Genomic DNA, 17,738 nt, shown 5'->3' with positions numbered 1-17,738 from the left:
ATGAATATCCAAGAAATTAAGCAATCTGCACAATTTATGAAAGAAAAAGTAAAAGACTTGCCTGAGATCGGGTTAATTTTAGGATCGGGCCTTGGAGTCCTTGCTGATGAAATTGAAAATCCGGTGAAAATTCCTTACGAAGAAATTCCGAACTTCCCTGTTTCAACTGTAGAAGGTCATGCGGGACAGCTTGTATTCGGCACATTAAAAGGTGCTAATGTTGTTGCTATGCAGGGACGTTTCCACTTTTACGAAGGGTACGACATGAAAAAAGTGACGTTCCCGGTCCGTGTGCTGAAGGAAATGGGTGTAAAAACAATTATCGTCACAAATGCTGCGGGCGGTGTGAATGAATCGTTTGAACCGGGTGATTTAATGATTATTTCCGATCATATAAATAATATGGGGACTAGCCCATTAATCGGACCGAATGATTCTGATCTAGGCGTCCGTTTCCCTGATATGTCGCAGGCTTACAGCAGAGAGCTCAGAGCCCTTGCTAAAAATGCAGCTTCAGAGCTTGGCATTAAAGTTCAGGAAGGTGTATATGTAGGAAACACAGGGCCTGCATATGAAACACCTGCAGAGGTGCGTCTTGCACGCGTGCTTGGAGGAGATGCAGTCGGTATGTCTACAGTGCCTGAAGTAATCGTAGCCAATCATGCAGGGATGAAAGTGCTTGGAATTTCATGCATCTCAAATATGGCTGCCGGTATTTTAGATCAGCCATTATCACATGATGAAGTGATGGAAACGACTGAAAAAGTAAAAGCTAATTTCTTGAATCTGGTTAAGAATATTGTTGCAGACATACACGAATCAAACGGACAAAGGGTGGGTAACTAATGAGAATCGTTGACTTAATTGAAAAAAAGCGTGACGGCAAGGAACTGACGAATGAAGAAATAAGCTTTATTATTAAAGGCTATACAAATGGCGATATTCCGGATTATCAAATGAGTGCATTAACAATGGCGATCTATTTTAAAGGAATGACGAAGCAGGAGCGCGCTCAATTAACAATGGAAATGGTTCATTCAGGTGATACGATTGATCTAAGCAAGATCGAAGGCATTAAAGTAGATAAGCACAGCACAGGCGGCGTAGGCGATACAACCACTCTTGTGCTTGGACCTCTAGTTGCTGCAGTCGGCGTTCCGGTTGCCAAGATGTCCGGCCGCGGCCTTGGCCATACTGGGGGCACAATCGATAAGCTTGAAGCTGTTCCGGGCTTCCATGTTGAAATTGAAAATGATGAGTTCATCAAATTGGTCAACCAGAATAAAATTGCTGTCATTGGTCAAAGCGGAAACCTGACTCCAGCAGATAAAAAGCTTTATGCTTTGCGTGATGTAACTGCAACTGTTGACAGCATTCCCCTGATTGCAAGCTCGATCATGAGCAAAAAAATCGCTGCAGGTGCAGATGCCATCGTTCTTGATGTGAAAACAGGAGCAGGAGCATTTATGAAAGATCTTGAGGATGCAAGAGATCTTGCCCGTGCGATGGTTGAAATCGGAAATGCGGTCGGCCGCAAAACAATGGCTGTTATCTCAGACATGAGTCAGCCGCTCGGTTATGCAATCGGCAATGCATTAGAAATTAAAGAAGCGATTGATACATTAAAAGGCGAAGGACCTGAAGACCTTCATGAGCTTTGCCTAACGCTTGGAAGCTACATGGTTTTCCTGGCTGAAAAAGCATCTTCACTTGAGGAAGCAAGAGCAATGCTTGAGGAAGTGATTCAAAACGGAAAAGCACTTGAAACGCTGAAGATTTTCTTAGAAGCTCAAGGCGGAGACGGTTCAGTTGTAGATGATCCAAGCAAGATGCCGCAGGCAAGCTACAAAATTGAGCTTGAAGCAAAAGAAGACGGATACGTTTCTGAAATTGTGGCAGATTCCGTTGGAGTTGCAGCAATGTGGCTTGGTGCAGGACGAGCAACGAAAGAATCAGAAATTGATCTTGCTGTCGGCCTAATGCTGAATAAAAAAATCGGCGATGCTGTTAAAAAGGGCGACTCGCTTGTGACGATTTACAGTAATCAAAAAGATGTAGAACAAGTAAAAGCAAAGCTTTATGAAAGCATTAAAGTAACTGCTGACTCAGTAAAAGCGCCGCCGCTTGTTCATGATACAATTAAAGAGTAATCACACATGAAAAGCCGGGAGAAAATCCCGGCTTTTTGCATGCAATTTTTTCTTGTCCGCAAGTATATTTTTTCTTCAATTGGAAAAAATGGGGTGTATAAGAATGGAGGGTTTGGAGATGAAACGTCTACTATCTACCGTAGCGCTAAGCACCATGATATTAACTATTGCATCACCGGCATTTGCAGAAGAAGGTTCAGTAAAGCTTGCAGATCAAGCAAGATCAGCTGTGCTGATTGAACGTGACACCGGAAACATTCTATATGATAAAAACAGTGATGAGAAACTTCCTCCAGCAAGTATGACTAAAATTATGACGATGCTGCTGATCATGGAAGAAATTGATAAAGGCCAGCTGAAAATGGATGAAAAAGTCCGTACGAGCGAACATGCTGCTTCTATGGGCGGGTCACAAATCTTTCTTGAGCCTGGAGAGGAAATGACCGTTCATGAAATGCTGAAAGGGATTGCGATTGCCTCAGGCAACGATGCATCAGTAGCCATGGCTGAGAGAATTTCAGGGTCTGAAGATGCATTTGTTGAAAAAATGAACAAACGGGCAAAAGAGCTTGGACTGAAAAATACAGCCTTTCAAAATCCAACAGGTCTTCCTGAAAAAGATCATTACAGTACAGCACATGATATGGCCGTCATGGCAAAAGAGCTATTAAAATTTGAAGGCATTACCAAATACACAGGTCAATATGAAGATTATTTGCGTCAGGATACATCCAAGAAATTCTGGCTGGTCAATACGAATCGCCTTGTGAAATTTTATAAAGGCGTAGATGGCGTAAAAACAGGGTTTACGAATGAAGCGAAATATTGTTTAACTGCTACAGCCAAAAAAGGCAACATGCGTGTGATTGCTGTCATCATGGGTGCCCCAACACCAAAGGACCGCAATGCGCAGGTTACTAAAATGCTTGATTACGCATTCAGCCAATATCAAACGCATCCTTTATTTAAACGCAATGAAGTTGTGGCTAAGATGAAAATCAGCAAAGGGAACAGTAAAAATCTGAACCTTGTGACTTCAGAGCCTATTTCTGTTTTGACGAAAAAAGGCGGAAGTGTCAAAGATGTTACTCAGGAAGTCGTGATGAAGCAGAACTTGCAGGCCCCTCTTAAAAAAGGGGATGAACTTGGAAAACTGATTTTGAAAAAAGACAATAAAATTGTTGTGGAAAGCCCGCTTGTTGCTGAGAGCGATATTGAACAGGCCCGCTGGTGGACTCTCTTTAAACGAGTGCTTGGTGATTTCTCGAAATCAGGCTGATGACTTAAAAACTCACCTATAAGAAACATCAGGAAGTCTAGCTGATGTTGGCGAATCCGCACTAGTTTTGTCATAGGGCAGGAAAAGCACATCAAAACCTCGAAACAGACATTATCCAGAAATTGAAGGAGGAGTATGGATGAGTCTAGCAGTAGAGCTTGATGTAAAGCAATCTGTCCTGTGCATACGACTGATCGGTGAATTGGATCATCACACGGCGGAGGAATTACGTCAGAAAGTGACAGAAATTCTTGCATCAGAAGACATTCAGCATATCGTTTTGAATTTAGAGCAATTATCCTTTATGGACAGCTCTGGTTTAGGCGTGATTCTTGGAAGATATAAGCAAGTGAAGCAATTTGGCGGTGAAATGGTTGTATGTGCGATTTCACCTTCAGTAAAAAGACTGTTTGATATGTCTGGACTGTTTAAAATCATTCGACTGGAGCCATCGGAGGAAAAAGCGCTTATTACATTGGGGGTGGCTTCATGAGAAATGAAATGAACCTTCAATTTTCAGCGCTCAGCCAAAATGAATCCTTTGCCCGGGTTACCGTTGCAGCATTTATTGCTCAGCTTGATCCTACACTTGATGAGTTAACTGAAATCAAGACAGTTGTCTCAGAAGCCGTGACAAATGCCATTATTCATGGCTATGACAATGATCCAAGCGGAATTGTTTACATTTCGGTAACACTCGAGGACAGTGTCGTCAGGTTGTCTATCAGAGATGAGGGCATGGGAATTCCTGATGTAGAGGAAGCAAGACAGCCTCTATATACGACAAAACCGGAACTTGAACGATCAGGCATGGGTTTTACCATCATGGAGAATTTCATGGATGAAGTGCAGATTGAATCATCAAAATCACGGGGTACAGCAGTAAAACTTACTAAACACTTATCGAAAAGCAAAGCTTTAGTAAATTAAGGAGACTTGCTATGGATGTGGAGGTAAAGAACGATATCTCAAAAACACAGTTAAAGGACCATGAAGTGAAAGAATTGATTAAGCGCAGCCAGCAGGGCGATCAATCAGCCAGAGATACCATTGTTGAGAAAAATATGCGTCTTGTATGGTCAGTTGTTCAGAGATTTTTAAATCGGGGCTATGAAGCTGATGATCTGTTTCAAATAGGCTGCATCGGTCTTTTGAAATCGGTTGATAAATTTGATTTATCGTACGATGTTAAATTTTCAACCTACGCTGTACCGATGATAATTGGTGAAATTCAACGCTTTATCAGAGATGACGGCACAGTTAAAGTGAGCCGTTCCCTTAAAGAACTGGGAAATAAAATCAGAAGAGCTAAAGATGATCTATCAAAATCATTAGGCAAGGTGCCGACTGTTTCTGAAATCGCAGCCTACCTTGAAATCACATCTGAAGAAGTCGTTCTTGCACAAGAAGCGGTACGCGCACCTTCCTCCATCCATGAAACCGTTTATGAAAACGACGGTGATCCCATCACACTCCTTGATCAAATAGCTGATTCAGGAGAGACCAAGTGGTTTGATAAAATCGTCCTTAAGGATGCAATCAAAGAACTCGATGAACGTGAAAAGCTGATCGTTTACTTAAGGTATTACAAGGACCAGACGCAATCAGAAGTTGCTGAGCGGCTTGGCATATCGCAGGTACAAGTATCGAGGCTAGAGAAGAAAATTCTGCAGCAGATGAAAGACCGCATGGATCAATAGTTGGAAAAGACATATCCGATAGGGATGTGTCTTTTTTGTTTTTCAGAAAATAAACAGGGAATAACCGGGCATACTTTTTTTGAGCTTTGAAGGCGAGTGAAATGACTGGATTAGATTTCATCTGGGTGAAGGAAACTATACGATACTTATTAGAAAGAGACCATTTTAGAAGGGTTTTTAGAAGAATTTCATTTTATAAAGGCAACTTCAGTGTAGGATGCCTTTTAGTGAGGCCATTAATTCGGTGAGTTAGCTGCCGGGGTCAATAGTTAGAAGGCAAATCCAGGTAAACAACAAATAAGCAATAGCGTTAGGAATACAGCTTTGGTAATTAATGGACCATTCGTGCTTTCTGCATGATATAAATTCTTCCAATGCATACTACATATACAATCCTATTTTCAGGAAGTGAAATGTGATGGAAAAAACGGTGTACATCAGACTGCGTCATCGCGTACAAGTCTATCCGGACGATTGTATAACCGTCTCTATGATTGCCCAAATTGTTGCGGAAGAACAGCTGCGCGACATGATTGGAGAGCTTGAGGTCCACCAAGTTCAGCCGAGCGATAAAAACATTGTCGTGATTGATGTCATGCGTGTGCTGTCTGCAGTACATAAAACAGATCCTGATATAGATGTTCAGGCGGTTGGGCCAGCACAGACGATTGTTGAGATTGTATATCAGAAGAAAACGTATTCGCCTGTTCTATTTGCACTCGTATGGCTCCTCCTCTTTGTGGGAGCAGCTCTTGCGATTATGAATTTTCACGAAGATGTCAGCATGCAGCTTGTACACAAGCGTCTTTATACCATTATTACAGGTGAGACATCCGAACATCCCCTTCTCCTGCAAATTCCTTACTCCATTGGCCTCGGTTTAGGGATGATTCTTTTCTTCAATCATCTTTTCAAGAAGAGAATTAATGAAGAGCCCAGTCCTCTTGAAGTGGAAATGTTCAACTACCAGCTTGATATGGATATGTACGTATCTATGAAAGAAAATAAAGAGAGCACGAAGAAAATTGATGACAATTAATGTCTTAATCACCATTTTCATCGGGCTCTCAGGAGGTCTTGCTGTCGGCTCAGGATTTGTAGCGTTTTTAACTGTCCTAGGCATTATACCCAGGTTAACGCAGCTTACAAAAACAGTCGATTTAATTCAGGCTTATGAATGGGCCATCGTAGCCGGTGCCATTACAGGCGGATGGGTAAGCCTCAGGGATTCCAAGCTTTACTTATCAGAGCTGTTTCTCGTTCCGATTGGATTAATCAATGGAATATTTATCGGAATGCTTGCTGCCGCGCTGACAGAAGTTTTAAATGTCTTTCCTATTCTGGCCAAACGGATTGGGATTGCTGATAAGATCGTTATTTTATTGATGGCCATTGTTTTTGGCAAAGTAGCCGGATCGTTATTTCACTGGCTTTATTTTATTGACCAATAATACCCGAGAGGTGAAAAAAATGAGTACATCAAACCTGAAAGATGATTACAAGAATAAAATTAAACCCTATCAGCCTAAACCGCCTTATCTTCTAAATTGTATAAAGGCTTTCATCGTTGGAGGTCTTATCTGCATCTTAGGTCAAGCCATTCAGAATATGTATATGCACTTTTTCGACTTTACTGAAAAAACGGCGGGGAACCCGACTGTAGCTACTTTAATTCTTATATCAGCTCTGCTGACGGGATTTGGTATTTATGATCGAATCGGCCAATTTGCTGGTGCGGGATCTGCTGTTCCTGTAACGGGATTTGCAAACTCCATGACAAGTGCTGCGCTTGAGCACCGAAGTGAGGGTCTGGTTCTCGGGGTGGCAACGAACATGTTTAAGCTTGCAGGCTCAGTTATTGTATTTGGGGTTGTTGCTGCATATGTTGTCGGGATAATCAGGTATGTATACGGATTAGCATTTTAAAAGAGGAGGTGCTGAACAATGAGATTGACTGGAAAACAGACATGGCAATTTGAGAATGAAATATACGTTCAGTCCAGCGGGACTGCTGTCGGCCCAAAGGAAGCAGACGGACCTTTTGGTAAATTATATGACAAAACCTATGATAATCTCCATTGCAATGAAGATAACTGGGAACTTGCTGAGCGGCGTTTAATGGAAGATGCCATCGAGCATGCTTTGAAAAAAGGAAATTATACGAAAGAAGATATTGATTTATTCCTTGCAGGAGACCTATTAAATCAAAACGTGACAGCAAATTATACAGCCAGACAAAATAAGATCCCTTTCCTTTGTATGTTTGGTGCCTGTTCAACATCAATGGAAACACTGGCTGTAAGCTCAGCGCTTGTAGATGGTGGGTTTGCCAATCGTGTTATGGCAGCAACGAGCAGTCATAATGCAACAGCTGAAAGGCAATTTCGCTATCCTACAGAATATGGCGGTCAAAAACCGGATACAGCACAGTCAACGATTTCAGGCTCAGGGGCAGTCATCGTAAGCCGTGATCCAAGTGACATTATGATTACTTCAGCAACGATAGGAAGAGTGGCGGATCTTGGCATTACGGATCCATTTGATATGGGTTCCGCGATGGCACCTGCAGCAGCCGATACGATTGCCCAGCATTTTAAAGATTTAAACACAAAGCCTGAAGACTACGATTTGATTGTGACAGGGGACTTAGCTTCTGTAGGAAGCCCGATTCTAAAGGAGCTCCTGAAAGAAGAAGGATATGATGTTTCTGCAAATCATAATGACTGTGGACTGATGATTTATCGGCCGGATCAAAACGTTTTTGCCGGAGGAAGCGGCTGCGGGTGTTCTGCTGTGGTCACCTACAGCCATATTTTCAAAGAATTGAAAAGCGGAAATCTTAATCGTGTGATGGTTGTTGCAACAGGTGCGCTGCTTAGTCCGACCATGATTCAGCAAAAAGAATCGATTCCGACAATTGCTCATGGCGTCGTGTTTGAACGTGTGAACAGGGGTGTGAACGGATAATGGAATATCTAATTGCGTTTGTAGTAGGCGGGGCCATATGCGTTATTGGCCAATTGCTGCTCGATGTGGCTAAATTAACACCTGCACATGTAATGAGTTCATTTGTTGTTGCAGGTGCGATTCTTGACGGATTCGGCATTTATGATAATTTTATTAAATTTGCAGGAGCTGGGGCAACAGTGCCCATTACAAGCTTTGGTCATTCATTGCTGCATGGTGCTATGCAACAGGCCGATGAACACGGAATTATTGGAATTGGAATCGGAATTTTTGAATTAACTTCAGCGGGTATTTCTTCAGCAATCGTCTTTGCTTTTTTTGTAGCAGTTATTTTTAAGCCGAAAGGATAAGATCATCCTATGACAGAAACGAGAAGGGTCATAATGGTTACAGATGGGGATGTTTATGCAGCCAAAGCGATTGCCTATGCTGCAAAGCAGGTTGGCGGAAGGTGCATTTCCCAATCAAAAGGAAATCCGACTTTTTTGACAGGACCTGAGATTGTGAAGTTAATTATGAAAACACCTTATGATCCCGTTTTTGTCATGTTCGATGATTGCGGCTTATTAGAAGAGGGACCTGGTGAAAAAGCGCTTTTATATGTGGCAAAGCATCCGCAAATCGAGGTGCTTGGAGTCATTGCGGTTGCCGCTAAGACACATGGCTCAGAGTGGACGAATATTGATGTTTCTATCGATAGAGACGGCCTTATATCCGAATATGGGGTAGATAAGAGCGGCATCCGTGAATACGAAGTTGGAAAAATGACAGGAGATACAGTTTATTGTCTTGATACACTTGATGTTCCTATTATTGTAGGGATTGGCGATATTGGCAAAATGGCCCGTAAAGACAGTGTGGATCATGGATCACCGATAACAATGAAGGCGGTAGAACTGATTCTTGAAAGGAGCGGCATGGCAGATGAGCGAAAACGTGAAACAAAAGACATCAATCTCTCCTAAGCTCGTTGTTAATGAGAATTATTTTAAAAACCATGTAGGTTTAAATCAGAGTTTTGACTTGGGTGTCCGTAAAATTACTGTGATGGGCATTGGGGTAAATCTGTATTATGTAAATGGTCTTTGCGATACATCCTTCATCATTCAGCTTTTAAAAGAATTAATTGAGATTAATGATTTTGAATATGAGAAGATGAAAGTCAACGAAATCATCGAAAACCGCTTAGTCAATCAGCAGGTTCAAAGGATTAAAACGATTGATGAAGCCGTTGATCAAGTGCTGTCAGGCCTTGTCGTCTTTATGATTGAAGGGTGCGATTACGGGCTGGTTGTTGATGTAAGGAGCTATCCCGGCAGAAACCCTGAGGAACCAGATACCGAAAAAGTTGTCCGCGGATCCAGAGACGGATTTGTAGAAAATATCATTGTAAATACAGCGCTGATTCGAAGAAGAATCAGAGATGAACGCTTAAGGTATTCGATGATGAAGGTCGGTGAGCGTTCAAAAACAGATATCTGTCTTTGCTACATAGAAGATGTTGCAGATCCGAATCTGATCGAGGTTGTTAAAAAAGAGCTCGAAACGATTAAAATTGACGGTCTGACCATGGCCGACAAAACGGTGGAAGAATTTTTGGTTAAACAGGGATATAATCCATTTCCGCTTGTCAGATACACAGAGCGGGCAGATGTAGCGGCCAATCATTTATTAGAAGGGCATGTTTTAATAATTGTGGATACGTCGCCTAGTGTCATTATTACACCGACAACCTACTTCCACCACGTTCAGCATGCAGAAGAGTACCGTCAGGCGCCGGCTGTCGGAACTTTTTTAAGGTGGGTTCGTTTCCTTGGGATCCTTGGCTCTATCTTTATCGTTCCGCTGTGGTTTATGTATGTGCTCCAGCCTTCGCTGCTGCCTGAGAACATTGCATATATCGGCCCGAATGAGCAAAAAAATATTCCGATTGTCGTACAGATATTCATGGCTGATCTCGGGATCGAATTTTTAAGGATGGCAGCCATTCATACGCCAACCGCCCTGTCTGTTGCAATGGGATTAATTGCAGCAGCATTGATTGGACAAATTGCAATTGATGTAGGACTCTTTGTACCGGAAGTTATTCTTTATGTGGCCATTGCTGCGATTGGCACGTTTGCTACTCCAAGCTATGAGCTCAGCATCGCCAATAAGATGGTGCGGCTTGTTCTGCTGCTGTCAGTTGCTTTATTCAAGGCAGAAGGATTAGTCATTGGCGCAACTGTCATCTTTTTATTTCTGACACACATCCGGTCTCTGAATACGCCGTACCTATGGCCGTTCCTTCCATTTAATCCAAAAGCATTTTGGCAGATACTCATTCGCACGTCAGTTCCGGGAGCGAAAATCAGGCCGAGTATAGTCCATCCTCAAAATGTAAGAAAACAGCCTAAGTAAGATTGAAAGTGCATGGCATTTATGATATTGTAAGTTTAATTTACCTCAAGGAAACGAACAAATGGACAGTTGTTAAAAGCTATGGTTCAGCGACTGTCTTTTTGTCCTTTTTACCGGAGAAGAAAGAGGGAATGTTAAATTGTTCTTACATGGAACCAGTAAAGTTAACGAGCGGAATCACCTTGAAATTGGCGGAGTCGATGCGGCCGAACTGGCATCGAAATATGGAACACCCCTTTACATCTATGATGTTGCGCTTATTCGCGACCGTGCGAGAAGCTTTAAGAATACATTTGAAAAGCTAGGAGTGAAGGCGCAGGTTGCATATGCAAGCAAAGCCTTCTCATCCGTTGCTATGTTTCAGCTGGTTGAAGAAGAGGGCTTATCACTGGATGTTGTTTCAGGAGGAGAGCTTTATACAGCTGTCACAGCAGGTTTCCCAACCGAAAGAATTCACTTTCATGGCAATAATAAGAGCAAAGAAGAATTAGAAATGGCGATCAAGCTAAAAATCGGCTGTATTGTTGTTGATAATTTTCACGAAATTGAGCTGCTGAAAGAACTTGCTGCACAAGAAAACACAGCTGTGCCGATTCTTCTCAGGGTTACTCCTGGAGTGGAAGCGCACACTCATGACTATATAACAACAGGTCAAGAGGATTCGAAATTCGGTTTTGATCTGCAAAACGGACAAGTAGAACGTGCGATGGAAAATGTCCTTTCATCATCTGCATTTAACATGCTCGGCTACCATTGCCACATTGGATCGCAGATTTTCGATGCCACCGGTTTCGTCCTTGCTGCTGAAAAAATCTTCACGAAAGTCGGTTATTGGAGGGAGACCTTCCAATATGAACCGAAAGTTGTGAATTTAGGCGGAGGATTCGGCATCCGCTACACTGAAGAGGATGAACCGCTGCCGGCTACTTATTATGTTGAAAAAATCGTTAAAAGTATAAAAGGCCATGTGGCTGAAAGCGGCATTCAGATGCCGGAAATCTGGATTGAACCGGGGCGTTCACTTGTAGGCGATGCGGGAACAACTATTTATTCCATAGGCTCTGAGAAAGAAGTTCCAAATATCCGCAAGTATGTTTCTGTTGATGGCGGAATGAGCGACAATATCCGCCCTGCTCTTTATCAGGCAAAATATGAAGCGGCCCTTGCAAACCGCATGAATGATAAAAATGATGAGTCTGTTTCAATTGCAGGAAAATGCTGTGAAAGCGGAGATATGCTGATTTGGGACCTTCCGCTTCCAAAGGCAAATCCTGAAGATCTGCTTGCTGTATTCTGTACAGGAGCTTACGGTTATTCCATGTCGAACAATTACAATCGTATTCCGCGTCCTCCAGTTGTGTTTGCGGAAAATGGAGAGGAACAGCTTGTAATTAAAAGAGAAACGTATCAGGATTTAGTTGCTCTGGATCTGCCATTAAAATCAAAAGTGCCACAAAGCTAATATGTAAAAAAAAAAGACGAGCTCGCCGGCTCGTCTTTTTTTTATGCATTATCTTTATTGCTGAAAATGGAAATGATCGCATCCCAGAGGGCGATGAAGAATTCCTTCAGCTGATCAAGGAAGTTTTGTCCTTCCTCTGAATCTATAAAGTTTGAAATCTTGTCCTTTGCTTTATCAAGCTGCTGCCCCACTTGATCCCAGTCAACGTTCACATCTTTCATTTTGTTAAATAATGCAACGAGGCTGTTAATTTCTTCTTCTGATAGAGTGATGCCAAGGTCGCTTGCCGCTTTTTCAATTAACTCGCGGAATTCCGCATCTGTTTTCGGTACGCCGTTATTTGCGATTTCTTCTTTAATTTTCGCCATCAGCGCACTTGCGTTTTCTTCGCCGACTTTATCCCCAAGCTCTGCTGTTTTGACAAGCTCTTCGTTTGCCACCTGTTTTACTTCTTCTGGAATGGTTTCCTCAGAAGTAACTTCGTACGCCTTTAATAGTCCGGTAAGCGCCGCAGTTCCGGATACTTCAAAAGGAGCTGTAACCTGGATAGTTGCATCTTTTACGCCAGCTGTCATAAGGGCATTCAAGTACATTTCGTCTGTTACCCAATTAATGTTTTTTGTATTTACTTCAAGACCAGATCCGCTTTTTTCGATCGTAATAGCTGATGATGAAATAGCCTTCGTTCCAATCTGGGCTTTAGGAATGTAGTTGCCTAAATATTTATGTTCTTCTTCATTCGTAACTTCAATAACCTGTGAATTGTCATCAGCGCCCATCTCAGCAAGCATAGACTGCTTCTGCGCTTCTGTTAAGTTCTTTCCGAGTGTGATAATTTTATCTCCGGCAGCTGCATCAGCAAGCCCGATAGTCGGGAAAGCAAATAATGCAAACGCCATTATAGAAACCAATATTTTTTTCAAAAAAAGTCCTCCTTAGTTCATGACAGCAACCTTCATTATAGTATTTTTTTCTGATTGGCGACAGAATTTTTTCACTGATGTACCTTCTTGCTGCGGCGGCAGACGATCTCCTTGGCTTTCTTGAACGTATTATAGTAGAATGAATAACGTTCAGTCTATTAGACGAAAAAAAGAAGCAGGAGGTTTCATACATATGAAAAAAGGTCAAATTACAATGGAAAATGGCGATCAATTAGTGATCGAATTTTATCCTGAGGCAGCGCCAAAAACAGTTGAAAACTTTGAGAAGCTTGCAAACGAAGGATTTTACAACGGAGTAAACTTCCACCGTGTTATTCCAGGTTTTGTTGCACAGGGCGGAGATCCTACGGGCACAGGTGCAGGCGGCCCTGGCTATTCTATTAAATGTGAAACAGCAGGAAACCCTCACAAGCATGTAGCAGGAGCATTATCAATGGCTCATGCTGGTAAAGACACAGGCGGCAGCCAGTTCTTCATCGTACACGAGCCGCAGCCGCATTTAAATGGCGTTCACACTGTTTTCGGCCAAGTGATTGAAGGCATGGACAACATTTATAAAATCAAGCAAGGCGATGTCATGAAAGAAGTTAAAGTCTGGGAAGAATAAGCATGATTTTAAAGCTGTCCTTTAGGGGGCAGCTTTTTGATTGTTTTGAACAGATTTCAGGCATATGCAGAATATTTTTGTCTGATATAAGATTAGGTGAAGGAGTGATTAATTGAAGTTGAAGAGTCGCTCCGAACCGCTGGAACTAATGAATCTACAGATGTTTAAATCCAAGAACTCCTTTATCCAGCTCGTCTGAACACCCAATCGTTTTTGGTACCTGGAATAGCGTTTTTCCTGAATAGAGTGCCCTAATTGGGTACCTGATAACACCAGGATACCTATCTCCCGATCTAATTCAATCACAGCACCAGCACATCATTTCCCATCTGAAAACTCAGAGATTAAAAGATTGCATTTTTGGTCTAATCCCGATAAGATAGTAGCAAGGAAAACTTCATAATTCATTGAAATCCTTCGGGGCAGGGTGAAATTCCCAACCGGCGGTGATAAAGCAGAAGCTTTTAAGTCCGTGACCCGACTTGCATGAACTGCAAGCGGTGGATCTAGTGAAAATCTAGAGCCGACAGTATAGTCTGGATGGGAGAAGGAACACAATGTGAACGTATGGGTATTATTTTTCTGAAAAAACAGATGAATAGTACTCTTGTTTGACATGCATATGTGACTGAAATCCCTTACAAAGCCCCAGGTATTTATTACCTTGGGCTTTTTATTTTTACTTTAAAGGGAGGCAGTACATTGGAAGATCAGGATTATATGAAAGTGGCACTTCAGCTAGCAGAACAGGGTTCAGGACAAACAAGTCCGAATCCGCTTGTGGGTGCTGTAGTGGTGAAGAACGGTCAAATGATTGGAATGGGCGCACATTTAAAAGCTGGTGAACCTCATGCAGAAGTTCATGCCATCAGGATGGCAGGAGCTGAAGCTGAGGATTCAACCGTCTATGTTACGCTCGAGCCTTGCAGTCATCATGGAAAAACACCTCCATGCGCTGATCTTCTCATTTCTTCAAAGGTGAAAAGAGTGGTCATTGCAGCGGAAGACCCGAATCCGCTTGTTGCAGGAAGAGGGATTAAGAAGCTTCTAGCTGCTGGAATCGAAGTGGTTTCAGGAGTTTTAAATAGCGAAGCAGAAGCGCTGAATAAGGTCTTCTTTCATTTCATTCAAACAAAACGTCCTTTTGTAACATTAAAATGGGCGGGCAGTCTAGACGGGAAAACGGCGACTGTCACAGGTGAAAGCAAATGGATCACAGGTGAAGAGGCAAGACTTGATGTTCACAAATACCGGGAGCTGCATGATGCAATTCTTGCTGGCGTCGAAACGGTAATAAAAGATGATTCATCCCTGACTTGCCGACTTGAAAACCCGAAAAAGCAGCCTGTCAGAATTGTTTTGGATACGCATCTTAGAACACCTGAAACTGCAGCTGTAGTCAATGATGGTCTATCGGAAACCTGGATCATCACTGGCAGCGGAGTTTCACCTGAAAAAATAGCATCTTTTCAGAAGAAAAAAGCCGTTATCATTCAAATGAATACGCCGGCTATTGAAATAGACAATTTGCTCCTCCTGCTTGGAGAAAAAAACATCACATCGCTGTTCGTAGAAGGCGGCGCTGCCGTTCATGGAAGTTTTATAAAAAGCGGGTTATTTAATGAAGTGGTGAGCTATGCTGCCCCCATGCTCATCGGCGGAAAAGATGCCCCTCCCGCTGTTGGCGGCGCAGGATTCAGAGGAATAAATGAGGCGATTCGTTTAAAAATAAAACAAACTGAGATTCTCGGTGATGATCTCAAAATAGTCTGTGTTAAAAAAGAGGGGTGAAATGGAATGTTTACCGGAATCATTGAAGAAATCGGCACAATCGCGAATATGCAGGGAACAGAAGAAGCAATTGAGATGACGGTTCATGCTGAGAAAATTACGGAAGATGTGAATCTTGGAGACAGTATTTCCGTAAATGGCGTTTGTTTAACAGTTACTGCTTTTACGTCTAAATCGTTCACTGTGGATGTGATGCCTGAAACAGTAAAAGCAACTTCCCTGAATTTTCTTAAGCCTGGTTCATCCGTCAACCTGGAGAGGGCGATGTCCGCCAATGGACGCTTTGGAGGCCATTTTGTAACAGGTCACGTCGACGGCACTGGAACCATCATCCGCAAAAAGCCTTCAGCCAATGCGGTCTACTATGAGATCAAGGTCAGTAAAGAAATGACATCATCCCTGGTAATGAAGGGATCTATAGCGATTGACGGCATCAGCTTAACCATTTTTGGTTTAGAGGATGAAAAAGTAACAGTCTCGATTATTCCCCACACATTGTCGGAAACAGTTCTCGGAGGCAAAAAGGCTGGGGATACCGTAAATATCGAATGCGATATGCTCGGGAAATATGTCAAAAAGTTTGTGATGCAGTCAAATCCGGCATCTTCATCTTTAACAACGGACTTTCTAAAAGAAAATGGTTTTTATTAGAATGGGGGATCACCATGACATTTCATTCCATTAAAGAAGCGTTAGACGATTTAAAGCTTGGAAAAACAGTCATCGTAGTAGATGATGAAGACCGCGAAAATGAAGGTGATTTTATTGCGCTGGCAGATTATGCAACGCCAGAGGTTATTAACTTCATGATTAAGCATGGCAGAGGTCTGGTTTGTGTTCCTCTGACAGAAGAATATGCTGAGAAATTTAATTTTCATCCTATGGTAAATGACAATACAGATCCGCATGGCACTGCTTTTACGATCAGCATTGATTACAAAACAACCAAAACAGGAATCAGTGCTGCTGAAAGATCAGAAACCATTAAAGCCATTTTAAAAGAAGATGCAGTGCCGCTGGATTTTAAAAGACCTGGCCATATTTTCCCTCTTATTGCAAAAGAGGGCGGAGTTTTAAGAAGATCAGGGCATACAGAGGCAGCTGTCGATCTGGCTAAACTCTGCGGAGCAAGCCCTGTCGGCGTCATTTGTGAAATTATTAAAGAAGACGGCGAAATGGCACGGGTTCCTGATTTAATTGAAATTGCAAAAGAGCTTGACTTAAAAATGATTACAATCAAGGACTTGATTCATTACCGCAATATGTCAGATGCTCTCGTGAAAAGAGAAGCGGATATAAAACTCCCTACTGAATTCGGCATGTTCAGAGCAGTCGGATATTCAAATATATTGGACGGGAAAGAGCATATTGCCCTTGTGAAAGGTGAAATTTCAGAGGATCAGCCGACGCTTGTCCGTGTTCACTCTGAATGTCTGACTGGAGATGTATTTGGATCGAACCGGTGCGACTGCGGACCGCAGCTGCATGCAGCGCTGTCTCAAATCGAGGAAGCGGGAAGCGGCATCCTCTTATATATGAGACAAGAAGGCAGAGGAATCGGCCTGCTGAATAAAATGAAGGCCTATGCTTTGCAGGAAGAAGGATATGATACAGTTGAAGCCAATCACAAGCTTGGATTTGCAGATGATTTAAGAGAGTATGGAATTGGTGCTCAAATCTTAAGAGATCTTGGTGTTTCAGAAATGAAGCTGTTGACAAACAATCCGAGAAAAATAGCAGGACTTGAAGGATACGGTCTTACTGTAGTGGACCGCGTGCCTATTCAAATGCCTTCCAAGAAGGAAAATGAAGGCTATATGAAAACAAAGCAAGGAAAACTTGGACACTTACTAAACTTATAATCGGAGGAACTATACATGAAAACATATGAGGGTAATTTAGTCGGATCAGGATTAAAAGTAGCGATCATCGTAGGAAGATTCAATGAGTTTATTACAAGCAAGCTATTAAGCGGAGCAGTTGACGCTCTAAAACGCCATGGAGTAGAAGATGAGAATGTTGAGCTTGCATGGGTGCCTGGAGCATTTGAGATTCCGCTGGTTGCCAAAAAAATGGCATCTTCAAATAAATATGATGCAGTCATTACTCTGGGAACTGTCATTAGAGGTTCTACAACCCACTATGATTATGTCTGCAATGAAGCTGCTAAAGGAGTTTCTCAAGCTTCAATGAGCACAGGAGTACCGGTTATCTTCGGAGTTTTGACAACCGAATCAATTGAACAGGCTATTGAAAGAGCGGGAACTAAAGCTGGGAATAAAGGCTATGAAGCAGCGGTTGCAGCGATTGAAATGGCGAATTTAATGCGTACAATGGATTAATTTTAGGCAAAAGTGTTTAAAATGCGGGAAAAACTGTTTATAATGTTCTGAGGAGTGATTCTTCATGAATCATGATCAAAAGGATAAGGGAAGAAA

The 17,738-nt window shown here is 42.3% G+C and carries 20 protein-coding genes and 1 riboswitch; of the genes, 19 read left to right on the top strand and 1 reads right to left on the bottom strand.

Annotated features, from left to right (window positions below):
- The 14 genes from K8L98_RS16915 (at position 1) to lysA (ending at position 11,958) form a co-directional block, all read left to right on the top strand.
- On the top strand, positions 1-846 hold the full coding sequence (locus K8L98_RS16915; RefSeq protein WP_223436451.1) for a purine-nucleoside phosphorylase: 846 nt from the start codon (positions 1-3) through the stop codon (positions 844-846).
- On the top strand, positions 846-2,150 hold the full coding sequence (locus tag K8L98_RS16910; protein ID WP_223436449.1) for a pyrimidine-nucleoside phosphorylase: 1,305 nt from the start codon (positions 846-848) through the stop codon (positions 2,148-2,150). The genes K8L98_RS16915 and K8L98_RS16910 overlap by 1 nt, the downstream gene beginning before the upstream one ends.
- A gap of 118 nt (positions 2,151-2,268) precedes the next feature.
- Positions 2,269-3,429, top strand: coding sequence for a D-alanyl-D-alanine carboxypeptidase family protein (locus K8L98_RS16905; protein ID WP_223436446.1), 1,161 nt, complete (start codon positions 2,269-2,271; stop codon positions 3,427-3,429).
- 139 nt (positions 3,430-3,568) lie between these two features.
- Positions 3,569-3,922, top strand: coding sequence for an anti-sigma F factor antagonist (gene spoIIAA / locus K8L98_RS16900; protein WP_223436444.1), 354 nt, complete (start codon positions 3,569-3,571; stop codon positions 3,920-3,922).
- Positions 3,919-4,359 carry an anti-sigma F factor gene (gene spoIIAB / locus K8L98_RS16895; RefSeq protein WP_223436442.1) on the top strand — a complete coding sequence of 147 codons (441 nt, stop codon included), beginning with the start codon at positions 3,919-3,921 and terminating at the stop codon, positions 4,357-4,359. Before spoIIAA ends, spoIIAB begins: the two co-directional genes overlap by 4 nt.
- Before the next feature lie 11 nt (positions 4,360-4,370).
- Positions 4,371-5,129 (top strand): RNA polymerase sporulation sigma factor SigF, encoded by a 759-nt coding sequence (gene sigF, locus K8L98_RS16890; protein WP_223436440.1) that lies wholly within the window; start codon positions 4,371-4,373, stop codon positions 5,127-5,129.
- Positions 5,130-5,547: 418 nt separating this feature from the next.
- The gene (locus K8L98_RS16885; RefSeq protein ID WP_223436438.1) at positions 5,548-6,168 is read left to right on the top strand and encodes a stage V sporulation protein AA; all 621 of its coding nucleotides are present in this window, start codon (positions 5,548-5,550) and stop codon (positions 6,166-6,168) included.
- Positions 6,158-6,580: a stage V sporulation protein AB gene (locus tag K8L98_RS16880; RefSeq protein WP_223436436.1), complete on the top strand. Its 423-nt coding sequence runs from the start codon at positions 6,158-6,160 to the stop codon at positions 6,578-6,580. The genes K8L98_RS16885 and K8L98_RS16880 overlap by 11 nt, the downstream gene beginning before the upstream one ends.
- Positions 6,581-6,599: 19 nt before the next feature.
- Entirely contained in the window at positions 6,600-7,055 is a 456-nt protein-coding gene (gene spoVAC / locus K8L98_RS16875; protein ID WP_223436435.1) for a stage V sporulation protein AC, read from the top strand.
- 18 nt (positions 7,056-7,073) lie between these two features.
- On the top strand, positions 7,074-8,096 hold the full coding sequence (gene spoVAD, locus K8L98_RS16870) for a stage V sporulation protein AD (protein ID WP_223436433.1): 1,023 nt from the start codon (positions 7,074-7,076) through the stop codon (positions 8,094-8,096).
- The gene (gene spoVAE / locus K8L98_RS16865; protein ID WP_223436431.1) at positions 8,096-8,446 is read left to right on the top strand and encodes a stage V sporulation protein AE; all 351 of its coding nucleotides are present in this window, start codon (positions 8,096-8,098) and stop codon (positions 8,444-8,446) included. The genes spoVAD and spoVAE overlap by 1 nt, the downstream gene beginning before the upstream one ends.
- 9 nt (positions 8,447-8,455) lie before the next feature.
- Positions 8,456-9,061, top strand: coding sequence for a stage V sporulation protein SpoVABEA (spoVAEA, locus tag K8L98_RS16860; RefSeq protein WP_223436429.1), 606 nt, complete (start codon positions 8,456-8,458; stop codon positions 9,059-9,061).
- Positions 9,021-10,496, top strand: a complete 1,476-nt coding sequence (locus K8L98_RS16855) for a spore germination protein (protein WP_223436428.1) — start codon at positions 9,021-9,023, stop codon at positions 10,494-10,496. The genes spoVAEA and K8L98_RS16855 overlap by 41 nt, the downstream gene beginning before the upstream one ends.
- Before the next feature lie 139 nt (positions 10,497-10,635).
- Positions 10,636-11,958, top strand: coding sequence for a diaminopimelate decarboxylase (gene lysA / locus K8L98_RS16850; protein ID WP_223436426.1), 1,323 nt, complete (start codon positions 10,636-10,638; stop codon positions 11,956-11,958).
- A gap of 41 nt (positions 11,959-11,999) precedes the next feature.
- Here the strand turns inward: lysA and K8L98_RS16845 are convergent, their stop codons facing one another.
- A complete protein-coding gene (locus K8L98_RS16845) occupies positions 12,000-12,881 on the bottom strand; it encodes a DUF1002 domain-containing protein (RefSeq protein WP_223436424.1) in 882 nt (293 codons plus the stop codon).
- Between the two features lie 193 nt (positions 12,882-13,074).
- On the opposite strand from K8L98_RS16845, the gene K8L98_RS16840 reads away from it, so the two are divergent.
- The 5 genes from K8L98_RS16840 (at position 13,075) to ribH (ending at position 17,642) form a co-directional block, all read left to right on the top strand.
- On the top strand, positions 13,075-13,509 hold the full coding sequence (locus K8L98_RS16840) for a peptidylprolyl isomerase (RefSeq protein ID WP_223436423.1): 435 nt from the start codon (positions 13,075-13,077) through the stop codon (positions 13,507-13,509).
- A gap of 409 nt (positions 13,510-13,918) precedes the next feature.
- Positions 13,919-14,065: riboswitch (FMN riboswitch) on the top strand.
- Positions 14,066-14,211: 146 nt separating this feature from the next.
- Positions 14,212-15,300, top strand: a complete 1,089-nt coding sequence (gene ribD, locus K8L98_RS16835; RefSeq protein ID WP_223436420.1) for a bifunctional diaminohydroxyphosphoribosylaminopyrimidine deaminase/5-amino-6-(5-phosphoribosylamino)uracil reductase RibD — start codon at positions 14,212-14,214, stop codon at positions 15,298-15,300.
- A 6-nt stretch (positions 15,301-15,306) separates the two neighbouring features.
- Positions 15,307-15,951, top strand: a complete 645-nt coding sequence (ribE, locus tag K8L98_RS16830) for a riboflavin synthase (protein ID WP_223436418.1) — start codon at positions 15,307-15,309, stop codon at positions 15,949-15,951.
- 14 nt (positions 15,952-15,965) lie between these two features.
- Positions 15,966-17,162: a bifunctional 3,4-dihydroxy-2-butanone-4-phosphate synthase/GTP cyclohydrolase II gene (locus K8L98_RS16825; protein ID WP_223436416.1), complete on the top strand. Its 1,197-nt coding sequence runs from the start codon at positions 15,966-15,968 to the stop codon at positions 17,160-17,162.
- Between the two features lie 15 nt (positions 17,163-17,177).
- On the top strand, positions 17,178-17,642 hold the full coding sequence (ribH, locus tag K8L98_RS16820; RefSeq protein WP_133310295.1) for a 6,7-dimethyl-8-ribityllumazine synthase: 465 nt from the start codon (positions 17,178-17,180) through the stop codon (positions 17,640-17,642).
- Positions 17,643-17,738: the final 96 nt, after the last annotated feature.

This window comes from Metabacillus dongyingensis, assembly GCF_019933155.2.
GTDB classification, from domain to species: Bacteria; Bacillota; Bacilli; order Bacillales; family Bacillaceae; genus Bacillus_P; species Bacillus_P dongyingensis.
This window is presented reverse-complemented; position numbering and strand designations above follow the sequence as displayed.

Coding starts and splice junctions, on each gene's coding strand:
- K8L98_RS16915 (WP_223436451.1), top strand. CDS start 1: ATGAATATCCAAGAAATTAAGCAATCTGCACAATTTATGAAAGAAAAA.
- spoVAE (WP_223436431.1), top strand. CDS start 8,096: ATGGAATATCTAATTGCGTTTGTAGTAGGCGGGGCCATATGCGTTATT.
- K8L98_RS16885 (WP_223436438.1), top strand. CDS start 5,548: ATGGAAAAAACGGTGTACATCAGACTGCGTCATCGCGTACAAGTCTAT.
- K8L98_RS16825 (WP_223436416.1), top strand. CDS start 15,966: ATGACATTTCATTCCATTAAAGAAGCGTTAGACGATTTAAAGCTTGGA.
- K8L98_RS16880 (WP_223436436.1), top strand. CDS start 6,158: ATGACAATTAATGTCTTAATCACCATTTTCATCGGGCTCTCAGGAGGT.
- K8L98_RS16905 (WP_223436446.1), top strand. CDS start 2,269: ATGAAACGTCTACTATCTACCGTAGCGCTAAGCACCATGATATTAACT.
- K8L98_RS16855 (WP_223436428.1), top strand. CDS start 9,021: ATGAGCGAAAACGTGAAACAAAAGACATCAATCTCTCCTAAGCTCGTT.
- ribE (WP_223436418.1), top strand. CDS start 15,307: ATGTTTACCGGAATCATTGAAGAAATCGGCACAATCGCGAATATGCAG.
- spoVAEA (WP_223436429.1), top strand. CDS start 8,456: ATGACAGAAACGAGAAGGGTCATAATGGTTACAGATGGGGATGTTTAT.
- sigF (WP_223436440.1), top strand. CDS start 4,371: ATGGATGTGGAGGTAAAGAACGATATCTCAAAAACACAGTTAAAGGAC.
- spoVAC (WP_223436435.1), top strand. CDS start 6,600: ATGAGTACATCAAACCTGAAAGATGATTACAAGAATAAAATTAAACCC.
- ribH (WP_133310295.1), top strand. CDS start 17,178: ATGAAAACATATGAGGGTAATTTAGTCGGATCAGGATTAAAAGTAGCG.
- K8L98_RS16910 (WP_223436449.1), top strand. CDS start 846: ATGAGAATCGTTGACTTAATTGAAAAAAAGCGTGACGGCAAGGAACTG.
- K8L98_RS16840 (WP_223436423.1), top strand. CDS start 13,075: ATGAAAAAAGGTCAAATTACAATGGAAAATGGCGATCAATTAGTGATC.
- spoVAD (WP_223436433.1), top strand. CDS start 7,074: ATGAGATTGACTGGAAAACAGACATGGCAATTTGAGAATGAAATATAC.
- spoIIAA (WP_223436444.1), top strand. CDS start 3,569: ATGAGTCTAGCAGTAGAGCTTGATGTAAAGCAATCTGTCCTGTGCATA.
- spoIIAB (WP_223436442.1), top strand. CDS start 3,919: ATGAGAAATGAAATGAACCTTCAATTTTCAGCGCTCAGCCAAAATGAA.